Genomic DNA, 19,251 nt, shown 5'->3' with positions numbered 1-19,251 from the left:
TATAATGTTAAACGTTAACACTTGAATTAATAATGCCATTAATCAGTGAATGTTATCGGATGGATATCACACCCCGAAAAGTTAACGGGGACTATTGATCAATAACGTTACTTGTATCACTTATTTTTCACTTTCAATTATCTTTTTTAGCGAAAATGGATGGTATTTAACCGTTATCTCGCCATTTGACACTGCTAATGTTGGATTAGGCAACCTTTCTTGCTGGCCTTTGGGTTGACTTACTTTGGTCCTGTAGCCATAAGGTAGAGGGTCTGGCAGTAGAGCACGTGCTGCCATTTCTAATTGTGAAGGCTCAACATCAATGACCATCTCAATATGTTCCCAACTTTCTTTTGGGTAGATTTTATCTTTAGGGAATGGAAGCTCAATAATATAAACATCCTGCTGTGCAATACTAATCGGCTCTGCTAGCTCATATAAACGTATTGGGCGGCCATTGATAAGGTTATCTGACACCAGTTGCGCGCACTGTATTAAACCTTGGTGCCAACGTTCTGCGGTGTTAATCTGATGGCAACGTACTGAGATATGGTCAATAAGATATGATGACAAGGATAAATTTAATTCCTCAGCCATCTGCTGTAATTTATTCCTAAATACAGGTAAATCGTCCCATAAATCTTGTAATTGTGAAACTTCACTCAATTTCATGACGCCAAAAGCCCCTTTCAATAAAACTAATCCCCTAAACAATGGCGCAGACTGTAGCATGAGAGCCCTAAAATGTGGTATAAAACCTGCCGATTTTTCTCTTCCACCTTTTAGTTCTGCGCATGTGATGGCACAATGCGGTAACTATGTTCGTAATTTAAGGTATTTCGGTGAATATTCAGGCGATTCTTTCAGATAAAATTGGTGCTGCAATGCTAGCAGCAGGTGCTCCAGAAGGCAGTGACGCGCTGGTACGTCAGTCCGCGAAGGCTCAGTTTGGCGATTATCAAGCCAACGGGGTAATGGGCGCTGCTAAAAAAATGGGGATGGCTCCGAGACAACTTGCTGAGCAGGTTGTTAATCACCTTGATTTGGACGGGGTTGCAAGCAAAATCGAAATTGCAGGTCCTGGGTTTATTAATATTTTCCTTGAACCGACTTGGATAGAGAAACATATCGAAGACGCTTTAACTTCACAACGGTTAGGCATCGCACCCGTTAAACCTGAAACGATTGTTATTGACTACTCCGCACCAAATGTTGCAAAACAAATGCACGTTGGTCATTTACGTTCAACTATCATTGGTGACGCTGCCGCGCGTACTCAAGAATATCTTGGTCATAAAGTGATCCGTGCCAACCACGTAGGTGATTGGGGTACGCAATTTGGTATGTTAATTGCCTACCTTGAAAAAGTACAAAACGAAGATGCAAGTGATATGGCCCTTGCTGACCTCGAAGCGTTTTACCGTGAAGCGAAAAAGCATTACGACGAAGATGAAGAGTTTGCCGTGCGTGCCCGTGGCTACGTAGTAAAACTTCAGTCAGGTGATGAATACTGCCGCCAAATGTGGCGTAAATTGGTTGATATCACCATGCAACAAAATCAACAAACTTACCGTCGTTTAAACGTCACATTAACTGAAGATGACGTGATGGGTGAAAGCTTATATAACAGCATGTTACCTAATATTGTCGCGGACTTAAAAGCAAAAGGCCTTGCGGTTGAAAGCGAAGGGGCGACGGTTGTCTTTCTTGATGAGTTTAAAAACAAGGAAGGCGAGCCTATGGGGGTAATAGTTCAGAAGAAAGACGGCGGCTTCTTATACACCACCACAGATATTGCTTGTGCCAAATACCGCTATGAAACCCTACATGCTGACCGTTCGCTGTATTATATTGACTCACGCCAACATCAACATTTAATGCAAGCATGGACTATCGTGCGCAAAGCCGGTTACATCCCTGAATCCATGTCTTTGGAACACCATATGTTTGGTATGATGTTGGGTAAAGATGGTAAACCATTTAAGACTCGCACAGGCGGAACGGTACGTTTATCTGACTTACTTGATGAGGCTATTGAACGCGCACAAAACCTGATCCGCGAGAAAAACCCTGAAATGCCAGAGGACGAGCTGGTCAATGTTGCAAATGTTGTGGGCATTGGTGCGGTTAAGTATGCTGACCTGTCAAAAAATAGAACCACAGATTACATTTTTGATTGGGATAACATGCTAGCCTTCGAAGGAAATACAGCTCCTTACATGCAATATGCTTATACGCGTGTGGCCTCTATCTTCAAAAAGGCTAACTTAAGCCACACTGACCTCACTTTACCGATTTCATTACAAGATCCACGTGAAATTGCACTAGCAACACGGTTATTACAGTTTGAAGAAACCATCCTGACAGTAGCAAGGGAAGGAACTCCTCATGTTATGTGTGCCTATTTATACGAATTGGCTGGGTTATTCTCAAGTTTCTACGAGCATTGCCCTATTCTGTCAGCGGAAAACGAAAATCAACGTCAAAGCCGCCTGAAACTTGCAGCATTAACACAAAAAACACTGAAAACTGGTTTAGATACACTTGGTATAGAAACCGTTGAAAGAATGTAATTGTGGCTATCAAGCCCAAAAAACAGCCCACTATGTGGGCTGTTTTTTTATGCTTAGAGACTAAACTCTTTGTCACTTTTCTAGATTTCATTGATGGAATTACCAACCTCATCATAAAAACAAATGATAAGGCTCGCGAAAAAAGCAACAAAAAAGCCCAATACATTGATTGGGCCTTTCAACATTAGTCCGATTTACAGCTTAAGCGATACTGCGTTTCATAAAATCACGTGGCCGAAAACCGAGGGCGAACAAGGCAATAAAATAACTAGCCGCACCAATAACCACCACCATAATTAAACGTAGCATGCGCATTAGCATATTCCCTTCTTGCCATGATGGCATAAAGTGCAATACACCAAATAACACAAACCCCATTACCACTAAAGCAACTAATAATTTAAATAGAAAACCTTTCCAGCCAGCTAGAGGTTGGAAAATATCTTGTTTACGTAATTGCCAATACAGAACACCGGCATTGAAGCACGCTGCTAAGCCAATAGACAAGGCTAAGCCAGCATGCTGGAGTGGCCCAATAAAAGCCAAGTTCATCAATTGAGTTAATATTAAAGTCACGATAGCAATTTTAACTGGTGTGCGAATATCTTGGCGTGAATAAAACCCCGGCGCTAAAATTTTCACTAAAATCATCCCTGTCAAACCCACACAGTAAGCCACTAAAGCATATTGTGTCATCAAAGAATCATGAGCTGTAAAATTGCCATATTGGAAAAGAGAAACCGTTAACGCTTCAGATAATATTGCTAACCCAAGAGCACAAGGTAGCGCCAATAGTAGACAAAGACGCAACCCCCAATCCATTAACTGACGATATTCATTCTGGTTACCGCTTGTGAAACTTTTCGCCAACGACGGCAGCAGAATAGTCCCTAAGGCGACCCCGAGTACACCAGACGGTAACTCCATCAGGCGGTCTGCATAGTACATCCAAGAAACCGAGCCTGACTGCAAAAATGAAGCAAAAATAGTATTAATAATTAATGAGATTTGCGCGACAGATACCCCAATAATAGCGGGTCCCATCATTTTCATTACACGCCAAACGCCGCTATCTCGAAATGAAAGACGTGGCAGAACTAACATACCAACCTTTTTTAAATAAGGTAGCTGATAGACTAACTGTAAAACCCCACCCACAAGTACTGCCCATGCAAGAGACATAATCGGTGGATCAAAATAAGGGGCAGCAAAAGCAGCAAAAATGATCATGCTGACATTGAGCAAGGTTGGGGCAAAGGCTGGAACAGAAAAACGGTTCCAAGTATTCAGGATTGCTCCCGCTAATGAGGCGAGTGAAATCAAAAAGATATACGGAAAAGTGACACGAAGTAAATCCGTTGTTAGGGCAAATTTACCCGCATCATCGGTAAACCCTGGGGCAGTTACATAAATAATCCAAGGTGCCGCCACCATACCAGCCACCGTCACAATTGCCAGTGCCAGTGTTAGCATCCCTGCAATATAAGCAACAAATGTACGAGTTGCCTCTTCGCCTTGCTGATTTTTATATTCAGCTAATATAGGAACGAAAGCTTGAGAAAACGCGCCTTCTGCAAAAATCCGACGCAATAAATTTGGTAATTTAAACGCGACAAAAAAGGCATCAGCTGCAGCCCCAGCGCCAAAAACCCGAGCAATGATAGCATCACGAATAAACCCAAGCACACGGGACATCATGGTCATTGAGCTTACAGCTGCTAGCGATTTTAATAAATTCATGATTGATAAACTAAAAGAATACAATCGTATCAGTTTAACAGCGCCCGCTGCTACTGACTACGATTGAAAGGTAAATTAGGAGTTTAGGTATTTAAACTTTATGGCGTCCCCACGCATCATCGGTTAATGCCGTCAAGACATGATCTCGCCATTCACCATTGATTTGTAAGTACTGCCTTGCATAACCTTCACGTTCAAAGCCCAACCTCGCCAGAAGGTTACCACTACGCATATTATGAGGCATATAATTAGCCATAATACGGTGCATTTTTTGATGCTTTTGCATATAACGCGTCACTTGCGTTAATGCCTCATACATCAAGCCATGACCTTGCCATTTCTCACCTAAGGAATACCCTAAATAACATGCATGAAATGAACCTCGTAGGACATTACTAAAGTTAGCAACCCCCATCACTTCATTTTCTTCTTTATCTAGTAAAAGAAAATGATAAGCACTTCCTTCACGGTGCATTTCATTCATCACTTGTAACCGGTTTTGCCAACCTGCGGGTTGATAATGTGAATTATCCCGCGTTGGTTCCCACGGCATCAAAAAATCTTTATTCAAACTATAATAATCAGCAAGTCGATAATTATCACGTTCATAAGTCAAACGAATAATCATTCTATCAGTAATAAGACGTACTTTAGGTACATTTGAACGATAACCAAACATCGTTAACCCTTAATTAATAATAAACCCTGACAACTGTTCTAGATTGTAATTTAAAGACCTAGGAGCATACATAAATATGTGACTAGACTTGTTTAACGCAACCAATAACACTGCGATGCAAAATATGGCGGCTATTTATCGATAAAAATAAATCATCAATAACCACCTTTACCCACGATAAAAAAATATCATCTATTGCCTCATATTATACTGATATTATTGACAAGTAACATTAAGGTTCCATCCCTCTTGGCTATTTTTCTAATGGTGTGTCATGGCGCAGGTGTCACGGGCAAGAAGCCTTGGTAAGTATTTCCTTTTATTCGACAACATGTTAGTTGTTCTCGGGTTTTTTGTCGTTTTTCCCCTTATTTCAATTCGATTTGTTGACCAGCTAGGTTGGGCAGCCGTAATCGTTGGTTTTGCCTTAGGCCTTAGGCAATTTGTACAGCAAGGTTTAGGTATTTTTGGGGGAGCTATCGCTGACCGTTTTGGCGCCAAGCCCATGATTGTAATTGGAATGCTGTTGCGTGCTAGCGGGTTCGCCGTCATGGCAGTTGCCCATGACCCGTGGGTTTTATGGCTATCCTGTGTACTTTCAGCTCTTGGCGGCACCCTGTTTGACCCACCCAGAACTGCGCTTGTGATCAAATTAACTCGTCCTTACGAACGTGGGCGCTTCTATTCTTTGCTGTTAATGCAAGACAGCGCTGGGGCAGTAATTGGTGCCTTAATTGGGAGCTGGCTTTTACAATACGACTTCCACTATGTTTGCTGGGTAGGAGCCGCTGTCTTTGTTATTGCGGCTATTTGTAACGCTTGGTTATTACCTGCTTACCGCATTTCAACCGTTAGAACCCCAATAAAAGAAGGTATGGCTCGGGTATTAAAAGATAAACGTTTTGTCACTTATGTTGTAACTCTAGCGGGTTACTTCATGTTATCTGTGCAAGTTATGTTAATGTTTCCTATTGTTGTTAATGAATTGGCAGGGACACCAACCGCGGTCAAATGGATGTACGCTATCGAAGCCGCGATATCTTTAACATTGCTCTACCCGATTGCGCGCTGGAGTGAAAAACATTTCCGCCTTGAACAACGCCTGATGGCCGGCTTATTTTTGATGAGCATCAGCATGTTCCCAATTGGAATGACAACTTCGCTCAATACATTATTTGCACTTATTTGCCTGTTTTATCTTGGAACCGTTACCGCTGACCCCGCTAGAGAAACTCTCAGTGCTTCTCTCGCAGATCCTCGTGCTCGTGGCAGTTATATGGGGTTTAGCCGCTTAGGCTTAGCATTAGGAGGAGCCGTCGGTTATACCGGAGGCGGCTGGATGTATGATATTGGCCATCAATGGAATATGCCGCAACTACCGTGGTTTTTATTAGGCATTATCGGCTTTATTACTTTATGGGCACTCCACAAGCAATTTAATCGTAAAAAAATAGAAACAGTCATGTTGAGTGGGCAGTAATACGCTAAACTAGCAGTATTATTGTAAAAGGAGTCATTATGAAAAAATTTTTATTGGCGACAATGATTGGCTTTCTCACTTTGTTGACTGGCTGTAGTCAATTATCTGAATTCAGTATTAGTGAATCACAAATTAATAACTATCTGGCGAACAAAGTAAAATACGACCACAAGGTTGGGGTAACCGGCTTTGCAGATGCGGATATTCAACTGGCGAATTTAAAATCAGAAATTGGCCGCAGTGAACCGGGGAAGATAGCACTAACTGGGGATGCAACCGTTAAATTAGACTCCCTGATTGGTAAAGCGGAAGCGCAAATTAACCTCACGCTGACCGCCCGCCCATACTTTGACGCACAAACAGGCTCTATTTACCTAAAAGAATTAAATATTAGCCAATATACGGTGATGCCAGAAAAAATGGACACCGCAATGTCAGCCGTTATCCCTTATTTGAATAGCTCCCTTGAAACATTTTTCGAAACTCAGCCTGTTTATGTATTAAACCCAGATAACGGTGCAGCTGAGGCAACCGCTAAAAAATTAGCGAAAGGCTTAGAAATAAAACCCGGTAAACTGGTCATTCCATTAGTTGATTAGTTATCACCATAAATTATTTCGATTGAGAAACGCATTTAAGGCAACAGAGAAATCTGTTGCCTTTCTAGTTCAATCAAAAATATTAATCAATGCATGAGAATAATAGGCTAAAACCGGCCTCTCCTGATGTGACCCTGTCACAATCACTCTATTTCTGAATCCAACTCATCACGTAAAGCAATAACAGCGTCACGAGTAATTTGTGCCAGCGTACGATAAAATGCCGTTTTGGCGTGAGCTTCAACTTTACCTAAAAAAGTACCATACCAACTTAGGATATAACTATCGAATAACTCTTCTTGAGCGGCTATTTCATCTTCCGCTGCTTGGTCTTCCAACCACGATGCTGCCAGTAATAAAGCCCCAAATGCGTCTGTTGGTGCATCGGTTAAAGACATGCCTCTCACCGTTAAAAACTCACGGACCTCTGCCTCAGTGATTTCGGAGTCGTAATCATTCGCTAGCATTGATACTGCCGGCACTTCACCCGTAAATAACGCATGATAATCCGCACTAATGGCTTTGACATCTAACCCTGTTGACATACGAGACCAAAGTTCATCTTGCTCTAATGGCCATGATGCTTTCAGTTTATCTTGTGCGATCAGGTCAATCAGCGGTTTAACTAGGCTGTCATCAGGGCTACGTTGAAATAGTGTGCCTAAAATACGGCAAACGATTGAAAATTCGTTCATATACATTTTCCTATTTTACAAATCAATAGCCACATCGTCGTGACCAACGCAATGATCTTTTAGTATATCGAAAAAATAGGAAATATATTAGGTAAGAAAAAGAGGAATAACCTCGACAGGTGAATAAATAGAAACAAGATAATAGCGAGTGGCTCTTGGTATACACCGCCCCACTCGCAATAACAGAACAGTAATTAATAACCGCGCTGCATATCAACAACACCGACTGGGGCTTCACCCGCTTCGATACGCTGAATATTACTGGTAATCATATCCATCGCTTCATTAGGTAGCGTAAACGCCGCGACATGTGGCGTAATGGCAATGCGTGGATGTGTCCAAAATGGGTGCATTTGCGATAATGGCTCGCTAGCAAACACATCTAGCGCCGCACCAGCAATTTGCCCTGAATCAAGCGCTGAGAGTAAATCTTGTTCAATTAAATGTGCGCCACGTGCTAAGTTAATCACATATGCGCCTTTTTGTAGCTGGCTAAATAATTGCTGGTTGAGAATACCAACCGTTTCAGGAGTACTTGGTAATAGGTTGATCACCACACGAGTTCCTGCAAGGAAGCTTGCAAGCTGCTCATGGCCATAATAACTCTTCACTTTATCAAGGTGTTTTTCAGAGCGGCTCCATGTTTTGACGTGGAAACCAAAGCTAACTAGGCGCTTAGCCACCGCTTGCCCTAGAGCACCAGCCCCCATCACACCAATAACAAATTCGTCATGTTGATACGCTGGCAATTGTTTCCATTGGCGCTGTGATTGTAACTGCCGGTATTCATCCATACGACGGAAGTAAGATAAGACTTTCGCACAGGCATATTCTTCCATTTGAATCGCCATCCCCGTATCTTCTAACCGCATAACAGGCACCCCAGCCGGTAATGTCCCAGGGTTATCGTGCTCCTGTTTTAAAATAGCGTCGACACCTGCACCTAATGCAAAAATCCCTTTTAAATCACTGCGCCCAGCTAAACACTCATAAGGGGGTAACCAAACCATGGCATAATCAGCTGCTTGATTATCCCCTTTTTCCCATTGACGAATATTAGCTTGTGGTAATCTAGCACGCATGCCTTCAATCCACTGTTTTGAATCAAAAAATGGATGGTAAAATAAAATATTCATGGCGACTCCTCTTCGGTTTCTAACAGAGTGTGCCGAATGGCTTTTCTTTTCAAGTTAATCAACCTTATACAGCTCACTCTATAAGAATTTTGTTAACTAGCTAACGGTTTTCACTCTCCCTTCTTGCAGTTCAAAATTAACATAACAAATATCAGTCACCCTAAAATATAACAATTAAGATTAGATAATAATCAAATTGATTTTTATTTAGCTAAACAACCATAAATGTGGGAAAAAGAATAAATAGATAGTTGACGCAAGACGCTATTTTCCCTATAGTAGCGCCCCGTTGCAGAGCAGGTTTTTATTACCTACTCCACAACGGATATAGCAGTACAGATTTAGAAAAACGGTGAGGTGTCCGAGAGGCTGAAGGAGCACGCCTGGAAAGTGTGTATACGGCAACGTATCGAGGGTTCGAATCCCTCCCTCACCGCCATTTTTCTTCTAGTTTTCCCTTTCTTCTTTATACAAAACTTCCTTTTCTTGCCCATTTTTAGGGCCAATACCGATACCTCTTTCATGGTACTCGCGGCTAATGTCTTCCCAAAGTTCAGCATTTTCCACCCCTGCTACTTTTGGGTCGAAAACAGGGTCAATTCCCAGTTTTTCTTGTCGTTCATAATCCCGTAAAGCACGCAATGCAGGTTTCGAAAGAAAGACTATCGCGATTAAATTGAGATAACTCATACTACCAAAGCCAATATCGCCTAAACTCCACATTAGGCTAACTGACTCCACACTTCCCATAAAGACGATAATTAAAAATACAAACTTAAGGATCAATTTGAGTACTGGATAAGACAGCTTCCTATCAAGGTAAACGATGGTTGTTTCTGCAATATAATAGTAAGCCATCAGTGTTGTGAAAGCGAAAAGGAATACGGCAATTGAAACAAACCCTGACCCGGCTGAAGTAAATACTGTGGATACCGCCATTTGTGTCCACGCCGTTCCTGCGGCCACTCCTGGGACATATTCAACTAATGCTGTTGCAGAACCGTCAGGGAACACATTGTACATATTGGTCACGAGGATCATCAACCCTGAAGCCGTGCATACCACAACTGTATCAATATAGATTGAAAAGGCTTGGATCAAACCTTGTTTAACCGGATGGCTCACTTCAGCCGCCGCAGAACTGAATGTTGCCTCACCTGCACCAGCAACATTAGAAAAAACAGCTCGGCGTACCCCCCATGAAACCGCAGTACCGATAATTCCACCAAAAACAGCATCCATCCCCATTGCACTACGGAATATCAAGCTAAACATTGCTGGGACTTTCTCATAATGGCTACCTAAAATAATCACCATCATCACGATATAAGCAAGAGCCATAATCGGCACAATTTTATCCGCAGCACTCGCAATACGCTTGACGCCACCAAAGATTAACCACGCCATTAGCACAGTGACGATTACACCTGTCACAATCGGAGGGAGATTGAAAGATGTTTGGAAAGCATCTGCGATGGTATTGGCTTGAATACCAGGAACTAATATCCCATAAGATAAACAAATGACAGCAGCCACCACGATTGCAAACGGTTTTAACTTTAAACCTTTTTCAATGTAGTAAGGGGAGCCGCCTCGATATTGGCCATCAGAACGTTGCTTATAAATCTGAGCTAATGTTGACTCAATAAAAGCACTAGCCCCTCCTAATAGCCCCATGACTACCATCCAAAAAATAGCACCGGGACCACCCGCGGCAACGGCGGTTGCGACCCCAGCAATATTACCAACACCAACGCGACCAGATAAAGCTAAGCAAAATGCTTGGAATGAAGAAATCCCATCCTTTGATGCTTTATTTTCCTTTAATAAACAAACCATTTTGATGATATAGCGAAACTGTACTCCACGTGTCGCTAAAGTAAAGTAAAGCCCCACACCTAGCGATAATATGACTAATGCATTACCCCAGATGTAACCAACGATTGTATTAACGATGGCTTCCATTTTGTACTCCTTCGTTATTGTAATTGTTTATTGTGTGTTTGCAGGGGAAAAAAAACCTGAGCCCTTAGAGCTCAGGTCAACGTTATTTATTGGTGAATAAACCAGATAACTTTCTTTTGTGTATATTGTTCGAAAGCCTCTAACCCATTATCTTTACCGCCAAAGCCTGATTGCCGGAAACCTCCAAACGGCGTAGCGATACTACCCTCACTGAATCCGTTTACCGAAACCGTTCCTGCATTAATACGACGGGCAACATGCATAACTCGATGAATATTCTGACTATAAAACGAGGCCGCTAAGCCGTAGTGCGTATCATTCGCTAAAGCAATTGCTTCATCATCATTTTTAAATGAAGTGACTGCTAAAATGGGCCCGAACACCTCATGTTTAAACAGTGACATTTGGGGAGTAACTTCATCAAAAATTGTCGGCTCAAGATACCAGCCTGAACCTATCTCATGATGGACTTTTCCACCTGTAACGAGTTGACCTCCTTCTTTTATTGTTATGTCTAAAAACGATTGAACCTTCTCAAAATGCGCTTGTTCAATCATAGGCCCTATTGACACCTCAGCCTGTCGTGGATCACCCAATTTCCATTCTTTCAGTGCCATCGTTAGCTTTGCTAATAGTGGCTGCTTAATACTTTCATGTACTATCAGACGAGAACCACAGCTACAGTTTTCACTCATATTCCAAAATGCAGCGGCCAAGATATGCGGAATTGCAGCCTCTATATCTGCATCTTCGAACACAAGTTGCGGGCTTTTACCACCACACTCAAGAATAATTTCTTTTAAGTTACTTTCAGCCGAATACTTTAGAAACAGGCGCCCTACCTCAGTTGAACCAGTAAAGGAAACAACATCAACATCATTGTGCCGCCCAAGTGCCTCACCGACTTTTTCCCCTAAGCCGCATACAAGGCTTAGTGCCCCTTTAGGAACACCCGCTTCATAGGCAAGCTCGACCAAACGATAAGCACTTAACGATGTTAGCTCCGCCGGTTTGACCACCACAGAATTACCCACAGCAAGAGCTGGCGCAACCTTCCATGCAAACATTTGTGCTGGGAAATTCCACGGAAGTACTGCCCCAACCACGCCAATAGGCTCATTAACAATCAGCCCTAGCTCTTGCTGACTAGTTGGTGCAATTTTACCAAACAGCTTGTCGAGAGTTTCAGCATACCAATAGAAAGTTTCAATGGTGGCGGGTAAATCCGTATTTAAACATTCAGTTATTGGTTTACCTGCATCAACACAATCCAACGCAGCTAACTCCTCGCTGTGCAGGCTAATAAGATCAGCCCATTTAAGCATTACAGCTTTACGTTCTTGAGGGGATAGGTCACGCCAAATTCCCTTTTCAAACGTGTTGCGAGCCACTCTTACCGCAGCTTCAATATCTTGGGCATCCCCATCTGCGATATACCCAATGAGGCTATTATCAATCGGCGTACGGTTTTCTAACTTATTATTATGATTTGCATACCCTTCAATCAAATTGCCCGCCCATAATTTCCCTTGATTAGCGCGTTCGAATACCTGTTCTTGAGTGATTTTCATTCTGAGATCCCCCAGCTACGATTTGACTAATTTGATAAATTCATTACGTGCTGCAGTTGCTAAATTTGATAATGGCAAGCGAACAGGCCCCGCATTAAATGAGCCATTTAAGCAGCCAGCTTTAGCTTTTTGGTTATAATCACCTGATTCCATAGAATAAATTGCTGGGTATATGGTCTTCATAATTTGCTTGGCTTTATCCCAATCCCCTAATTGAGCAGCCTCATAAATTGCCACCTGTTCAGATGGGAATACATTACCTGCTCCAGCAATCCAACTTTTAGAGCCCCAGAAGAAAAAGTCCACAGGCTGGTCATCACAACCGCAGATCACTTCAAAGTTTTTAAATGACGTTTGGAGTAAATGAAGTGCGCGGCTAAAACTACCGCTGCTCTCTTTGATAGCGACAATGTTGTCAATTTCTGCCAACTTCATCACCGTATCAATTTCAATTTCTATACCAATACGAGCAGGGAAATTGTACATAATAATGGGTAATGGGGTTGATTTTGCTACTTTTTCATAGTGGGCATATACCCCTTGTTGATCGGGTAGACTATACGGAGGCGGTGATAACATTAAACCTTCATAACCGAGGTTTTTCGCTTGTTCAGCACGTGCGATTGCTCCCTCGGTTGACAAATCGTTAATGCCAGCAATTAGTGTCACACGCCCTTTGGCGATTTTGCTGACCGTTGATAATACGGTTTGGCGTTCATCTTCATTTAATGCGTAATATTCACCCGTTGTTCCGCACACGACTAAACCAGTGACGCCCTTTGCAATTAACTGCTCCGTTAGTTCTGCTAATCCACTAATATTTAATGATAAATCATCGTGAAATGGAGTGACTAATGGTACAAGAATGCCATGAAAGTTCATTTGAATTATCCTCAAAATTTAAAGAAAACGCTCAATAGAAAACGGACTACAATCGACGGCTGTCGGCTGTTCATGAATAAAACAATTAACTATATCTGCGGTGATAGCCGCTTGGGTTAACCCTAGGTGTTGGTGCCCAAAGGCAAAGATATACGGGCCTTTGTGGTCAATTACGGGTAAAGAATCTGATGTGGAAGGGCGAAACCCCATCCACGGCGTTGATTCTTGGCTATTAAGCGGGGTGGTTAGCATCGGCTCTGCTAAGGGAAGAAAATGATGAGCACGTTGCATATTCGGCGGTCGTTTTAACCCTGCATATTCAACAGTACCCGCAAGGCGTAATCCCCCAGCCATTGGGGTCATAATAAAACGCCTATCCATACTTGAAACAGGAATATTCAGCCGCCGCCCCTCCTGCGGCAACATTAAATGATAACCCCGCTCAGTTTCTAGCGGCACATTAATGCGACTGACCATTCTGACTAATGATTTAGAAAATGCGCCGCCTGCGATCACGACTTTTCGTCCTGAAAATACGCCTTGCGTTGTTGTTACTGTCGCTTCCAAATTTGAAGTTGAAGTAATTTGCGTTACTTCACAGTGGGTTAACACTCGGCCACCCAAATTGATAAACGACTGAGTGAGCCTTGAGTGCAATTCTGCTAAATCAATAACATGCCCAGTATCAGGGTAGAAAATCCCTCCCAACTGGCTTGTTGATAGAGCTGGCTCACGCTGCAATAGTTCAGCTTGTTGAATTAATTGGTTTTTAACACCAATTTTTGTAAGGTATTCACTATGTTCACCCAGCTTATCAAGGGTTTCATTTTTTTCTGCAACCAATAACGACCCTTCCATTTTAACAAGGTCACTAAGTTGCCATTTTTGAATAAAAGTTTGCCACGAATCAAAAGCAGCACGATTCAACGTGGTCAATGTACGGTGGATGTGTGTAAAAGGCTTGTGACGCATATTACCCACCAGCTTACATAACCATGGTGTTAACGGTAATAAGTAGCGCCAATCTAAACGTAAGGGCCCAAGCGGGTCGAGAAGCATTTTCGGAATGGATTTTAACACTGCAGGGTCGGCAATAGGAAATACCTGTTCAGTTGCAATATGCCCTGCATTACCAAACGAAGCTCCAGAGCCAATTTCATGTTTATCAATGAGCAACACATCCGTACCATTAGCTTGCACACTTAGTGCAATACTTAAGCCAATAATACCACCACCGATCACGACTACAGGATATTGATAAGCCATACCATTCCCCTACGAAACCGAAATGCCAAAACGGAATGGGTCTTGCTCATCAATAAGCAAGGTATTTTGACCACTAATGTAAGCGTTGCCTCTAATCGTAGGGATAATCCCATTCGCATCAGCATGCTGAAAACTAGCTTGAAATTGGCTTCCGATAACACTGGCTTGATGCCACACTTCACCAGCCACTAATTTTTTATCCGCAGCAAGGCAAGCTAGTTTTGCACTTGTTCCCGTACCACAAGGTGAACGGTCATAAGCGCCCCCAGGGCAAAGAACAAAACTTTGACTGTTCGCTGTTGGGTGTGAACTAAATAACTCAATATGGTCAATTTCTTGGTTATCTTTACCAAAAACTTTTTGGTCTAATAAGGCTTGTTTTATTTTTAAACAGATTTCTGTCAGTAGGTTTACTTGTTGAAAATTGACTGCAACAGGCGAATTTTCAACTAAGAAAAACCAATTCCCTCCCCAAGCGATATCTCCAGTGATGGTGCCAACTTCAGGGACATCAATCTGTACACCTTTACGATAACGATATGAATAAACATTTTGAATACTCACACTGCCATCCTGATGTAACTCGGCGGTGACTTCGCCTACGGGGGTTTCAATTAAGTGTTTTCCATATGAAATCTGCCCTAAAAAATGCAATGACGCGACTAAGCCAATTGTGCCGTGACCGCACATGCCTAAGTAACCTTCATTGTTGAAGAAAATAACACCAGCTGCGGCAGCTGGGTTTTGCGGCTTACATAGGAGTGCGCCGACAAGAATATCGTTACCTCGAGGCTCTAAAATGGTTGTACGACGCCAATCATCATGATGCTCACGCAGTAACTCTAATCGTGCAGCTATACTTTCATTTCCCAACTCAGGGAAACCGCCGATCACTAAACGCGTTGGTTCTCCGGCGGTATGAGAATCTATAACTTCAATTTTTTTATAATGAGATTGCATTTGTTAGCACCCTATCCACTTTAATTGTTAATAGAATGCTTGATTTTTGTTAACAACTCTTGATATCTTTCCAATCAACTTATGCGTTTTTCTGCACAATCTCAAAATATTTAAGAAAATTAGTTAAATTAATTTAAGAACCGGAGAACAGCATGATCAATTTAAATAAATTATTATTGATTAGTCAGGAAAATATGCTTTTTCCCGTTGATAATATTGATACTTTGCTAAATCACCTAGGTTTAGTGATGCCTCTTATAAATACATTGCCTAATGTGACTTTCTTTGTGAAAGACCATAATGCAAAGTATTTACTTGCGAATGATAATTTAGCCACTCGCTGTAAAATTGAGCATGTTAACCATGTAGTAGGTAAAAGCGCTGAAGATATTTTCCATTCTGAGTTAGGCCAAAGTTATAGTTCACAAGATTATTTAGTTATGGAAAAGAAAATTAGTGTCATCAATAAACTTGAACTTCATCTCTATAAAGTAGGTTTACTGGGTTGGTGTTTAACCACTAAAGTTCCTATTTTTAATACGAATAACCAAGTCATTGGGGTTGCTGGTATTTCAGTTGACCTTCAAGACGCGAAATCAGTGAGTCCAAAACTAAACAACCAACTTAGTCGAGTTGAACGCTACATTAGCGATAACTTTGATACTGCGATTAAAATGACAACGCTTGCGGAAATTTCCGGCTTATCTCTATCCCAATTGAATCGCCAATTTAAAGCTATTTTCTTGATCACTCCTCAGCAATATATTCAAAAAAAGCGTCTTGAACATGCTATTGAATTATTAGAGGATAATTATTCAATCACTGAGATTTCCAGTAAATGTGCCTATGCTGATCACAGTGCGTTTTGCCGTAAATTCAAAGAAATGACAACCATGACGCCTAGCCAATTTAAACGGATGCGAGCAGCCATAGACAGACAAAAAATAATTGCCTAATTAATACTGAACTACTCAGTAAAGATTAGATAATGAAAGTTATTTAACATTCATTGATAATGTTTATTTTATATTTTAATTCAATGAGTTAGTTAACACTCAATCTCAATTTCTACTCTATTCTCCCTTTTCTATAATATTAACTTAAGATAGCTCTTATTGTGGCTTAAGATGGATCGCGTATTGATATGTCACAAACCTGCATACTATTCGCAGTGATAGGAAAGGATAAACCAATGACAATTTATGATCTGAAACCTAAATTTCAAGATCTACTCCGCCCGCTAGTACGTTACTTATTTAAAGCCGGTGTGACAGCAAACCAAGTGACTATAGCCGCGTTACTTTTATCCGTAATGGTCGGTGCTGTTTTATTTTTCTTCCCCAACCCTCACTTGTTTGCTTTATTACCTTTTATTTTGTTTATTCGGATGGCATTGAATGCGATTGATGGCATGCTAGCCAGAGAACATCAGCAAAAAAGCAACCTTGGTGCATTTTTAAATGAGCTCTGTGATGTCATTTCTGATATCGCTTTATACCTACCATTTATTGTTATTTTTCACTCGTCCTTCTGGTTGATATTATTGATTTTAGTACTGTCAGTATTAACCGAGTTCATCGGTGTCATTGCCCAAGCCATTGGTGCATCACGACGCTATGACGGCCCTATTGGTAAAAGTGACCGTGCGTTTATTTTTGGGGCTCTAGGGTTATTGGTGAGCATATTCCCACAAATAGCCTTATCAAACTGGGTTATTTACCTGTTGGTTATTATGTCATTGTTGCTGTTTTATACCTGCTATAACCGTATCCAGCGAGCACTTGCTCAGTTAAATACACCACTGGATAATAAATAATTAAGGAATAATTATGAACGTTCAGACAGATTATCTGACGCAACGCTCCGTTACCGAATCACACTTTACAACTAGCGACCATACCTCTATTTTTTATCGCTATTGGCCAACTGAAACCCCCACTCAGAAAGCTATTGTCTTATTCCATCGCGGTCACGAGCATTCAGGGAGAGTGGCTCATTTAGTTGATGAATTAAATTTACCTGACTTTGCAATGTTCGCATGGGATGCTCGTGGGCATGGTCGAAATGACGGCCCGAGAGGTTATAGCCCCTCATTAAGTACATCTATTAGTGATGTAGATGAATTTATTCGCTATATATCTAGGCAGTATCAGATACCATTAGAAAATATCATTGTTATCGGCCAAAGCGTTGGCGCAGTGCTCGTCTCCTCTTGGGTACATGATTACGCCCCCAAAATCCGCGCAATGGTATTAGCTTCCCCCGCATTTAAAGTTAAATTATATGTCCCATTTGCACGTACTGGCTTAGCTTTAATGCAAAAAGCTCGTGGTTTGTTTTATGTTAATTCGTATGTAAAGGCAAAATTTCTCACCCATGACCAACAAAGAATTGATTCGTTTAATCGTGACCCTTTAATCACTCGCCCTATCGCTGTTAATATTTTACTCGAACTGTACAAAACGGCCGATAGAATCGTCGCAGATGCAGGTGCGATTACATTACCAACCCAATTATTTATTTCAGGTAGTGATCACGTGGTTCACCATCGCCCTCAACACCAATTCTTTGAAAAACTGAATACACCAATTAAAGAAAAACATGTGTTACCCGGTTTTTATCACGATACGTTAGGCGAAAAAGAGCGCCATATTCCTATTGAAAAAATTCGGGATTTTGTCGAAAAACTGTTTAGTTTTCCCCTTTATCAACATAATTACCAATATGAAGACACCTGGAGTGTTAGCGCAGAAAAATACCGCACTCTAATGACCCCGCTCCCTAAATGGTGCCCTAAAAACCTTATGTATAAAACCATGAGCAAATCCATGAGTACGCTTGGAAAAGCCTCTGAAGGGATACGTATTGGTTATGACAAAGGCTTTGATTCTGGTTCAACACTGGATTATGTATATCGTGATAAAGCCCAAGGAAAAGGCTTATTTGGCCGTATTATTGATAGACAATATCTCAATAGCATTGGCTGGCAAGGAATACGCCAACGAAAAGTAAACATTGAAAACATTTTACGCCAAGCTATTCGTGAGCTAAGCGAAAATGGCATACCTGTTCGGATCATGGATATTGCTGCTGGCCAAGGCCGTTATATCTTTGACGCTATTAATGATTATGGCAAAGTCGAATCTGTTTTGTTACGCGATTATAGCTCAGTCAATGTTGAACAAGGCCGTTTACATATTAAGCAACGTTACCTTGAGGATAAGATCCAGTTTATAGAAGGTAATGCATTTGATGCTGACTCCTTAGCTGCGGTAACACCATCACCAACGATAGGTGTAGTCAGTGGTTTATATGAGCTTTTCCCCAGTAATGAGTTAATTAAGCAATCATTAAATGGGCTTTCTCGTGCCATACCTTCAGGCGGTTTACTTATTTATACTTGCCAGCCTTGGCACCCCCAAGTCGAAATGATCGCGCGCGTACTACCAAGCCACCAAGGCGGCCAAGCATGGGTAATGCGTTGCCGAAGCCAAGGCGAAATGGATACATTAGTTGAAGAGGCAGGTTTTGAAAAATTAAACCAATCTATCGATAACTGGGGTATATTCAGTGTATCTATAGCTAGACGCCGCTAATTTACTTTCATAGTAAGTGATTGATAGTATGATTAATTTCGCCATCAATCACTTACCTTTAGCGGCCGTCATTATTGGTTAACATCAACGCTGTTATGTCATGAAAGCT

The 19,251-nt window shown here is 41.6% G+C and carries 16 protein-coding genes and 1 tRNA gene; 7 read left to right on the top strand and 10 right to left on the bottom strand.

Annotated elements, in window-relative coordinates; all coding sequences use genetic code 11:
* Window positions 1–120: 120 nt before the first annotated feature.
* A complete protein-coding gene (locus P3L56_RS09525) occupies window positions 121–672 on the bottom strand; it encodes a VOC family protein (RefSeq protein WP_410480080.1) in 552 nt (183 codons plus the stop codon).
* 170 nt (window positions 673–842) lie between these two features.
* On the opposite strand from P3L56_RS09525, the gene argS reads away from it, so the two are divergent.
* A complete protein-coding gene (gene argS, locus P3L56_RS09520; protein WP_042843913.1) occupies window positions 843–2,573 on the top strand; it encodes an arginine--tRNA ligase in 1,731 nt (576 codons plus the stop codon).
* A gap of 201 nt (window positions 2,574–2,774) precedes the next feature.
* Here the strand turns inward: argS and murJ are convergent, their stop codons facing one another.
* Window positions 2,775–4,313 carry a murein biosynthesis integral membrane protein MurJ gene (gene murJ, locus P3L56_RS09515; protein WP_166686503.1) on the bottom strand — a complete coding sequence of 513 codons (1,539 nt, stop codon included), beginning with the start codon at window positions 4,311–4,313 and terminating at the stop codon, window positions 2,775–2,777.
* 91 nt (window positions 4,314–4,404) lie between these two features.
* Window positions 4,405–4,992 carry a ribosomal protein S5-alanine N-acetyltransferase gene (rimJ, locus tag P3L56_RS09510; RefSeq protein ID WP_042843915.1) on the bottom strand — a complete coding sequence of 196 codons (588 nt, stop codon included), beginning with the start codon at window positions 4,990–4,992 and terminating at the stop codon, window positions 4,405–4,407.
* Window positions 4,993–5,266: 274 nt separating this feature from the next.
* Here rimJ and mdtH point away from each other — a divergent pair, with 274 nt between their 5' ends.
* Window positions 5,267–6,472 (top strand): multidrug efflux MFS transporter MdtH, encoded by a 1,206-nt coding sequence (gene mdtH / locus P3L56_RS09505; protein ID WP_042843916.1) that lies wholly within the window; start codon window positions 5,267–5,269, stop codon window positions 6,470–6,472.
* A 38-nt stretch (window positions 6,473–6,510) separates the two neighbouring features.
* Window positions 6,511–7,071 carry a lipoprotein gene (locus P3L56_RS09500; protein ID WP_042843917.1) on the top strand — a complete coding sequence of 187 codons (561 nt, stop codon included), beginning with the start codon at window positions 6,511–6,513 and terminating at the stop codon, window positions 7,069–7,071.
* Window positions 7,072–7,214: 143 nt separating this feature from the next.
* On the opposite strand, the gene P3L56_RS09495 is transcribed toward P3L56_RS09500, so the two are convergent.
* On the bottom strand, window positions 7,215–7,766 hold the full coding sequence (locus tag P3L56_RS09495) for a molecular chaperone (protein ID WP_042843919.1): 552 nt from the start codon (window positions 7,764–7,766) through the stop codon (window positions 7,215–7,217).
* A gap of 194 nt (window positions 7,767–7,960) precedes the next feature.
* A complete protein-coding gene (gene ghrA / locus P3L56_RS09490) occupies window positions 7,961–8,902 on the bottom strand; it encodes a glyoxylate/hydroxypyruvate reductase GhrA (protein WP_129465866.1) in 942 nt (313 codons plus the stop codon).
* A 351-nt stretch (window positions 8,903–9,253) separates the two neighbouring features.
* On the opposite strand from ghrA, the gene P3L56_RS09485 reads away from it, so the two are divergent.
* Window positions 9,254–9,341, top strand: a tRNA-Ser gene (locus P3L56_RS09485).
* Window positions 9,342–9,349: 8 nt separating this feature from the next.
* Here the strand turns inward: P3L56_RS09485 and P3L56_RS09480 are convergent.
* The 5 genes from P3L56_RS09480 to P3L56_RS09460 all read right to left on the bottom strand — a co-directional run bounded on the left by P3L56_RS09480 (window position 9,350) and on the right by P3L56_RS09460 (window position 15,546).
* Window positions 9,350–10,867, bottom strand: coding sequence for an alanine/glycine:cation symporter family protein (locus P3L56_RS09480; protein WP_042843921.1), 1,518 nt, complete (start codon window positions 10,865–10,867; stop codon window positions 9,350–9,352).
* A gap of 86 nt (window positions 10,868–10,953) precedes the next feature.
* Window positions 10,954–12,438: an aldehyde dehydrogenase gene (locus P3L56_RS09475; protein ID WP_042843922.1), complete on the bottom strand. Its 1,485-nt coding sequence runs from the start codon at window positions 12,436–12,438 to the stop codon at window positions 10,954–10,956.
* 15 nt (window positions 12,439–12,453) lie between these two features.
* A complete protein-coding gene (dapA, locus tag P3L56_RS09470; RefSeq protein ID WP_131679986.1) occupies window positions 12,454–13,320 on the bottom strand; it encodes a 4-hydroxy-tetrahydrodipicolinate synthase in 867 nt (288 codons plus the stop codon).
* 18 nt (window positions 13,321–13,338) lie between these two features.
* Window positions 13,339–14,586, bottom strand: coding sequence for an NAD(P)/FAD-dependent oxidoreductase (locus P3L56_RS09465; RefSeq protein ID WP_166684891.1), 1,248 nt, complete (start codon window positions 14,584–14,586; stop codon window positions 13,339–13,341).
* A gap of 9 nt (window positions 14,587–14,595) precedes the next feature.
* Window positions 14,596–15,546 carry a 4-hydroxyproline epimerase gene (locus P3L56_RS09460; protein WP_129465864.1) on the bottom strand — a complete coding sequence of 317 codons (951 nt, stop codon included), beginning with the start codon at window positions 15,544–15,546 and terminating at the stop codon, window positions 14,596–14,598.
* Between the two features lie 152 nt (window positions 15,547–15,698).
* Here P3L56_RS09460 and P3L56_RS09455 point away from each other — a divergent pair, with 152 nt between their 5' ends.
* From P3L56_RS09455 to P3L56_RS09445, 3 genes are all read left to right on the top strand, one after another.
* Window positions 15,699–16,502 carry a helix-turn-helix domain-containing protein gene (locus tag P3L56_RS09455; RefSeq protein WP_042843927.1) on the top strand — a complete coding sequence of 268 codons (804 nt, stop codon included), beginning with the start codon at window positions 15,699–15,701 and terminating at the stop codon, window positions 16,500–16,502.
* A gap of 236 nt (window positions 16,503–16,738) precedes the next feature.
* The gene (locus tag P3L56_RS09450) at window positions 16,739–17,362 is read left to right on the top strand and encodes a CDP-alcohol phosphatidyltransferase family protein (protein WP_210831957.1); all 624 of its coding nucleotides are present in this window, start codon (window positions 16,739–16,741) and stop codon (window positions 17,360–17,362) included.
* A 13-nt stretch (window positions 17,363–17,375) separates the two neighbouring features.
* Window positions 17,376–19,142, top strand: coding sequence for a bifunctional alpha/beta hydrolase/class I SAM-dependent methyltransferase (locus P3L56_RS09445; RefSeq protein WP_129465862.1), 1,767 nt, complete (start codon window positions 17,376–17,378; stop codon window positions 19,140–19,142).
* The last annotated feature ends 109 nt before the right edge of the window (window positions 19,143–19,251 follow it).

Origin of the sequence: Providencia sp. PROV024 (assembly GCF_032709665.1) — a bacterium.
Classification (GTDB): domain Bacteria; phylum Pseudomonadota; class Gammaproteobacteria; order Enterobacterales; family Enterobacteriaceae; genus Providencia; species Providencia huashanensis.
This window is presented reverse-complemented; position numbering and strand designations above follow the sequence as displayed.

Bases quoted from the DNA above. Each gene is read 5' to 3' on its own strand.
- P3L56_RS09450 (WP_210831957.1), top strand. From the start codon at position 16,739: ATGACAATTTATGATCTGAAACCTAAATTTCAAGATCTACTCCGCCCG.
- P3L56_RS09480 (WP_042843921.1), bottom strand. From the start codon at position 10,867: ATGGAAGCCATCGTTAATACAATCGTTGGTTACATCTGGGGTAATGCA.
- dapA (WP_131679986.1), bottom strand. From the start codon at position 13,320: ATGAACTTTCATGGCATTCTTGTACCATTAGTCACTCCATTTCACGAT.
- P3L56_RS09475 (WP_042843922.1), bottom strand. From the start codon at position 12,438: ATGAAAATCACTCAAGAACAGGTATTCGAACGCGCTAATCAAGGGAAA.
- P3L56_RS09465 (WP_166684891.1), bottom strand. From the start codon at position 14,586: ATGGCTTATCAATATCCTGTAGTCGTGATCGGTGGTGGTATTATTGGC.
- murJ (WP_166686503.1), bottom strand. From the start codon at position 4,313: ATGAATTTATTAAAATCGCTAGCAGCTGTAAGCTCAATGACCATGATG.
- P3L56_RS09445 (WP_129465862.1), top strand. From the start codon at position 17,376: ATGAACGTTCAGACAGATTATCTGACGCAACGCTCCGTTACCGAATCA.
- mdtH (WP_042843916.1), top strand. From the start codon at position 5,267: ATGGCGCAGGTGTCACGGGCAAGAAGCCTTGGTAAGTATTTCCTTTTA.
- P3L56_RS09455 (WP_042843927.1), top strand. From the start codon at position 15,699: ATGATCAATTTAAATAAATTATTATTGATTAGTCAGGAAAATATGCTT.
- P3L56_RS09460 (WP_129465864.1), bottom strand. From the start codon at position 15,546: ATGCAATCTCATTATAAAAAAATTGAAGTTATAGATTCTCATACCGCC.
- P3L56_RS09495 (WP_042843919.1), bottom strand. From the start codon at position 7,766: ATGAACGAATTTTCAATCGTTTGCCGTATTTTAGGCACACTATTTCAA.
- ghrA (WP_129465866.1), bottom strand. From the start codon at position 8,902: ATGAATATTTTATTTTACCATCCATTTTTTGATTCAAAACAGTGGATT.
- P3L56_RS09525 (WP_410480080.1), bottom strand. From the start codon at position 672: ATGAAATTGAGTGAAGTTTCACAATTACAAGATTTATGGGACGATTTA.
- P3L56_RS09500 (WP_042843917.1), top strand. From the start codon at position 6,511: ATGAAAAAATTTTTATTGGCGACAATGATTGGCTTTCTCACTTTGTTG.
- rimJ (WP_042843915.1), bottom strand. From the start codon at position 4,992: ATGTTTGGTTATCGTTCAAATGTACCTAAAGTACGTCTTATTACTGAT.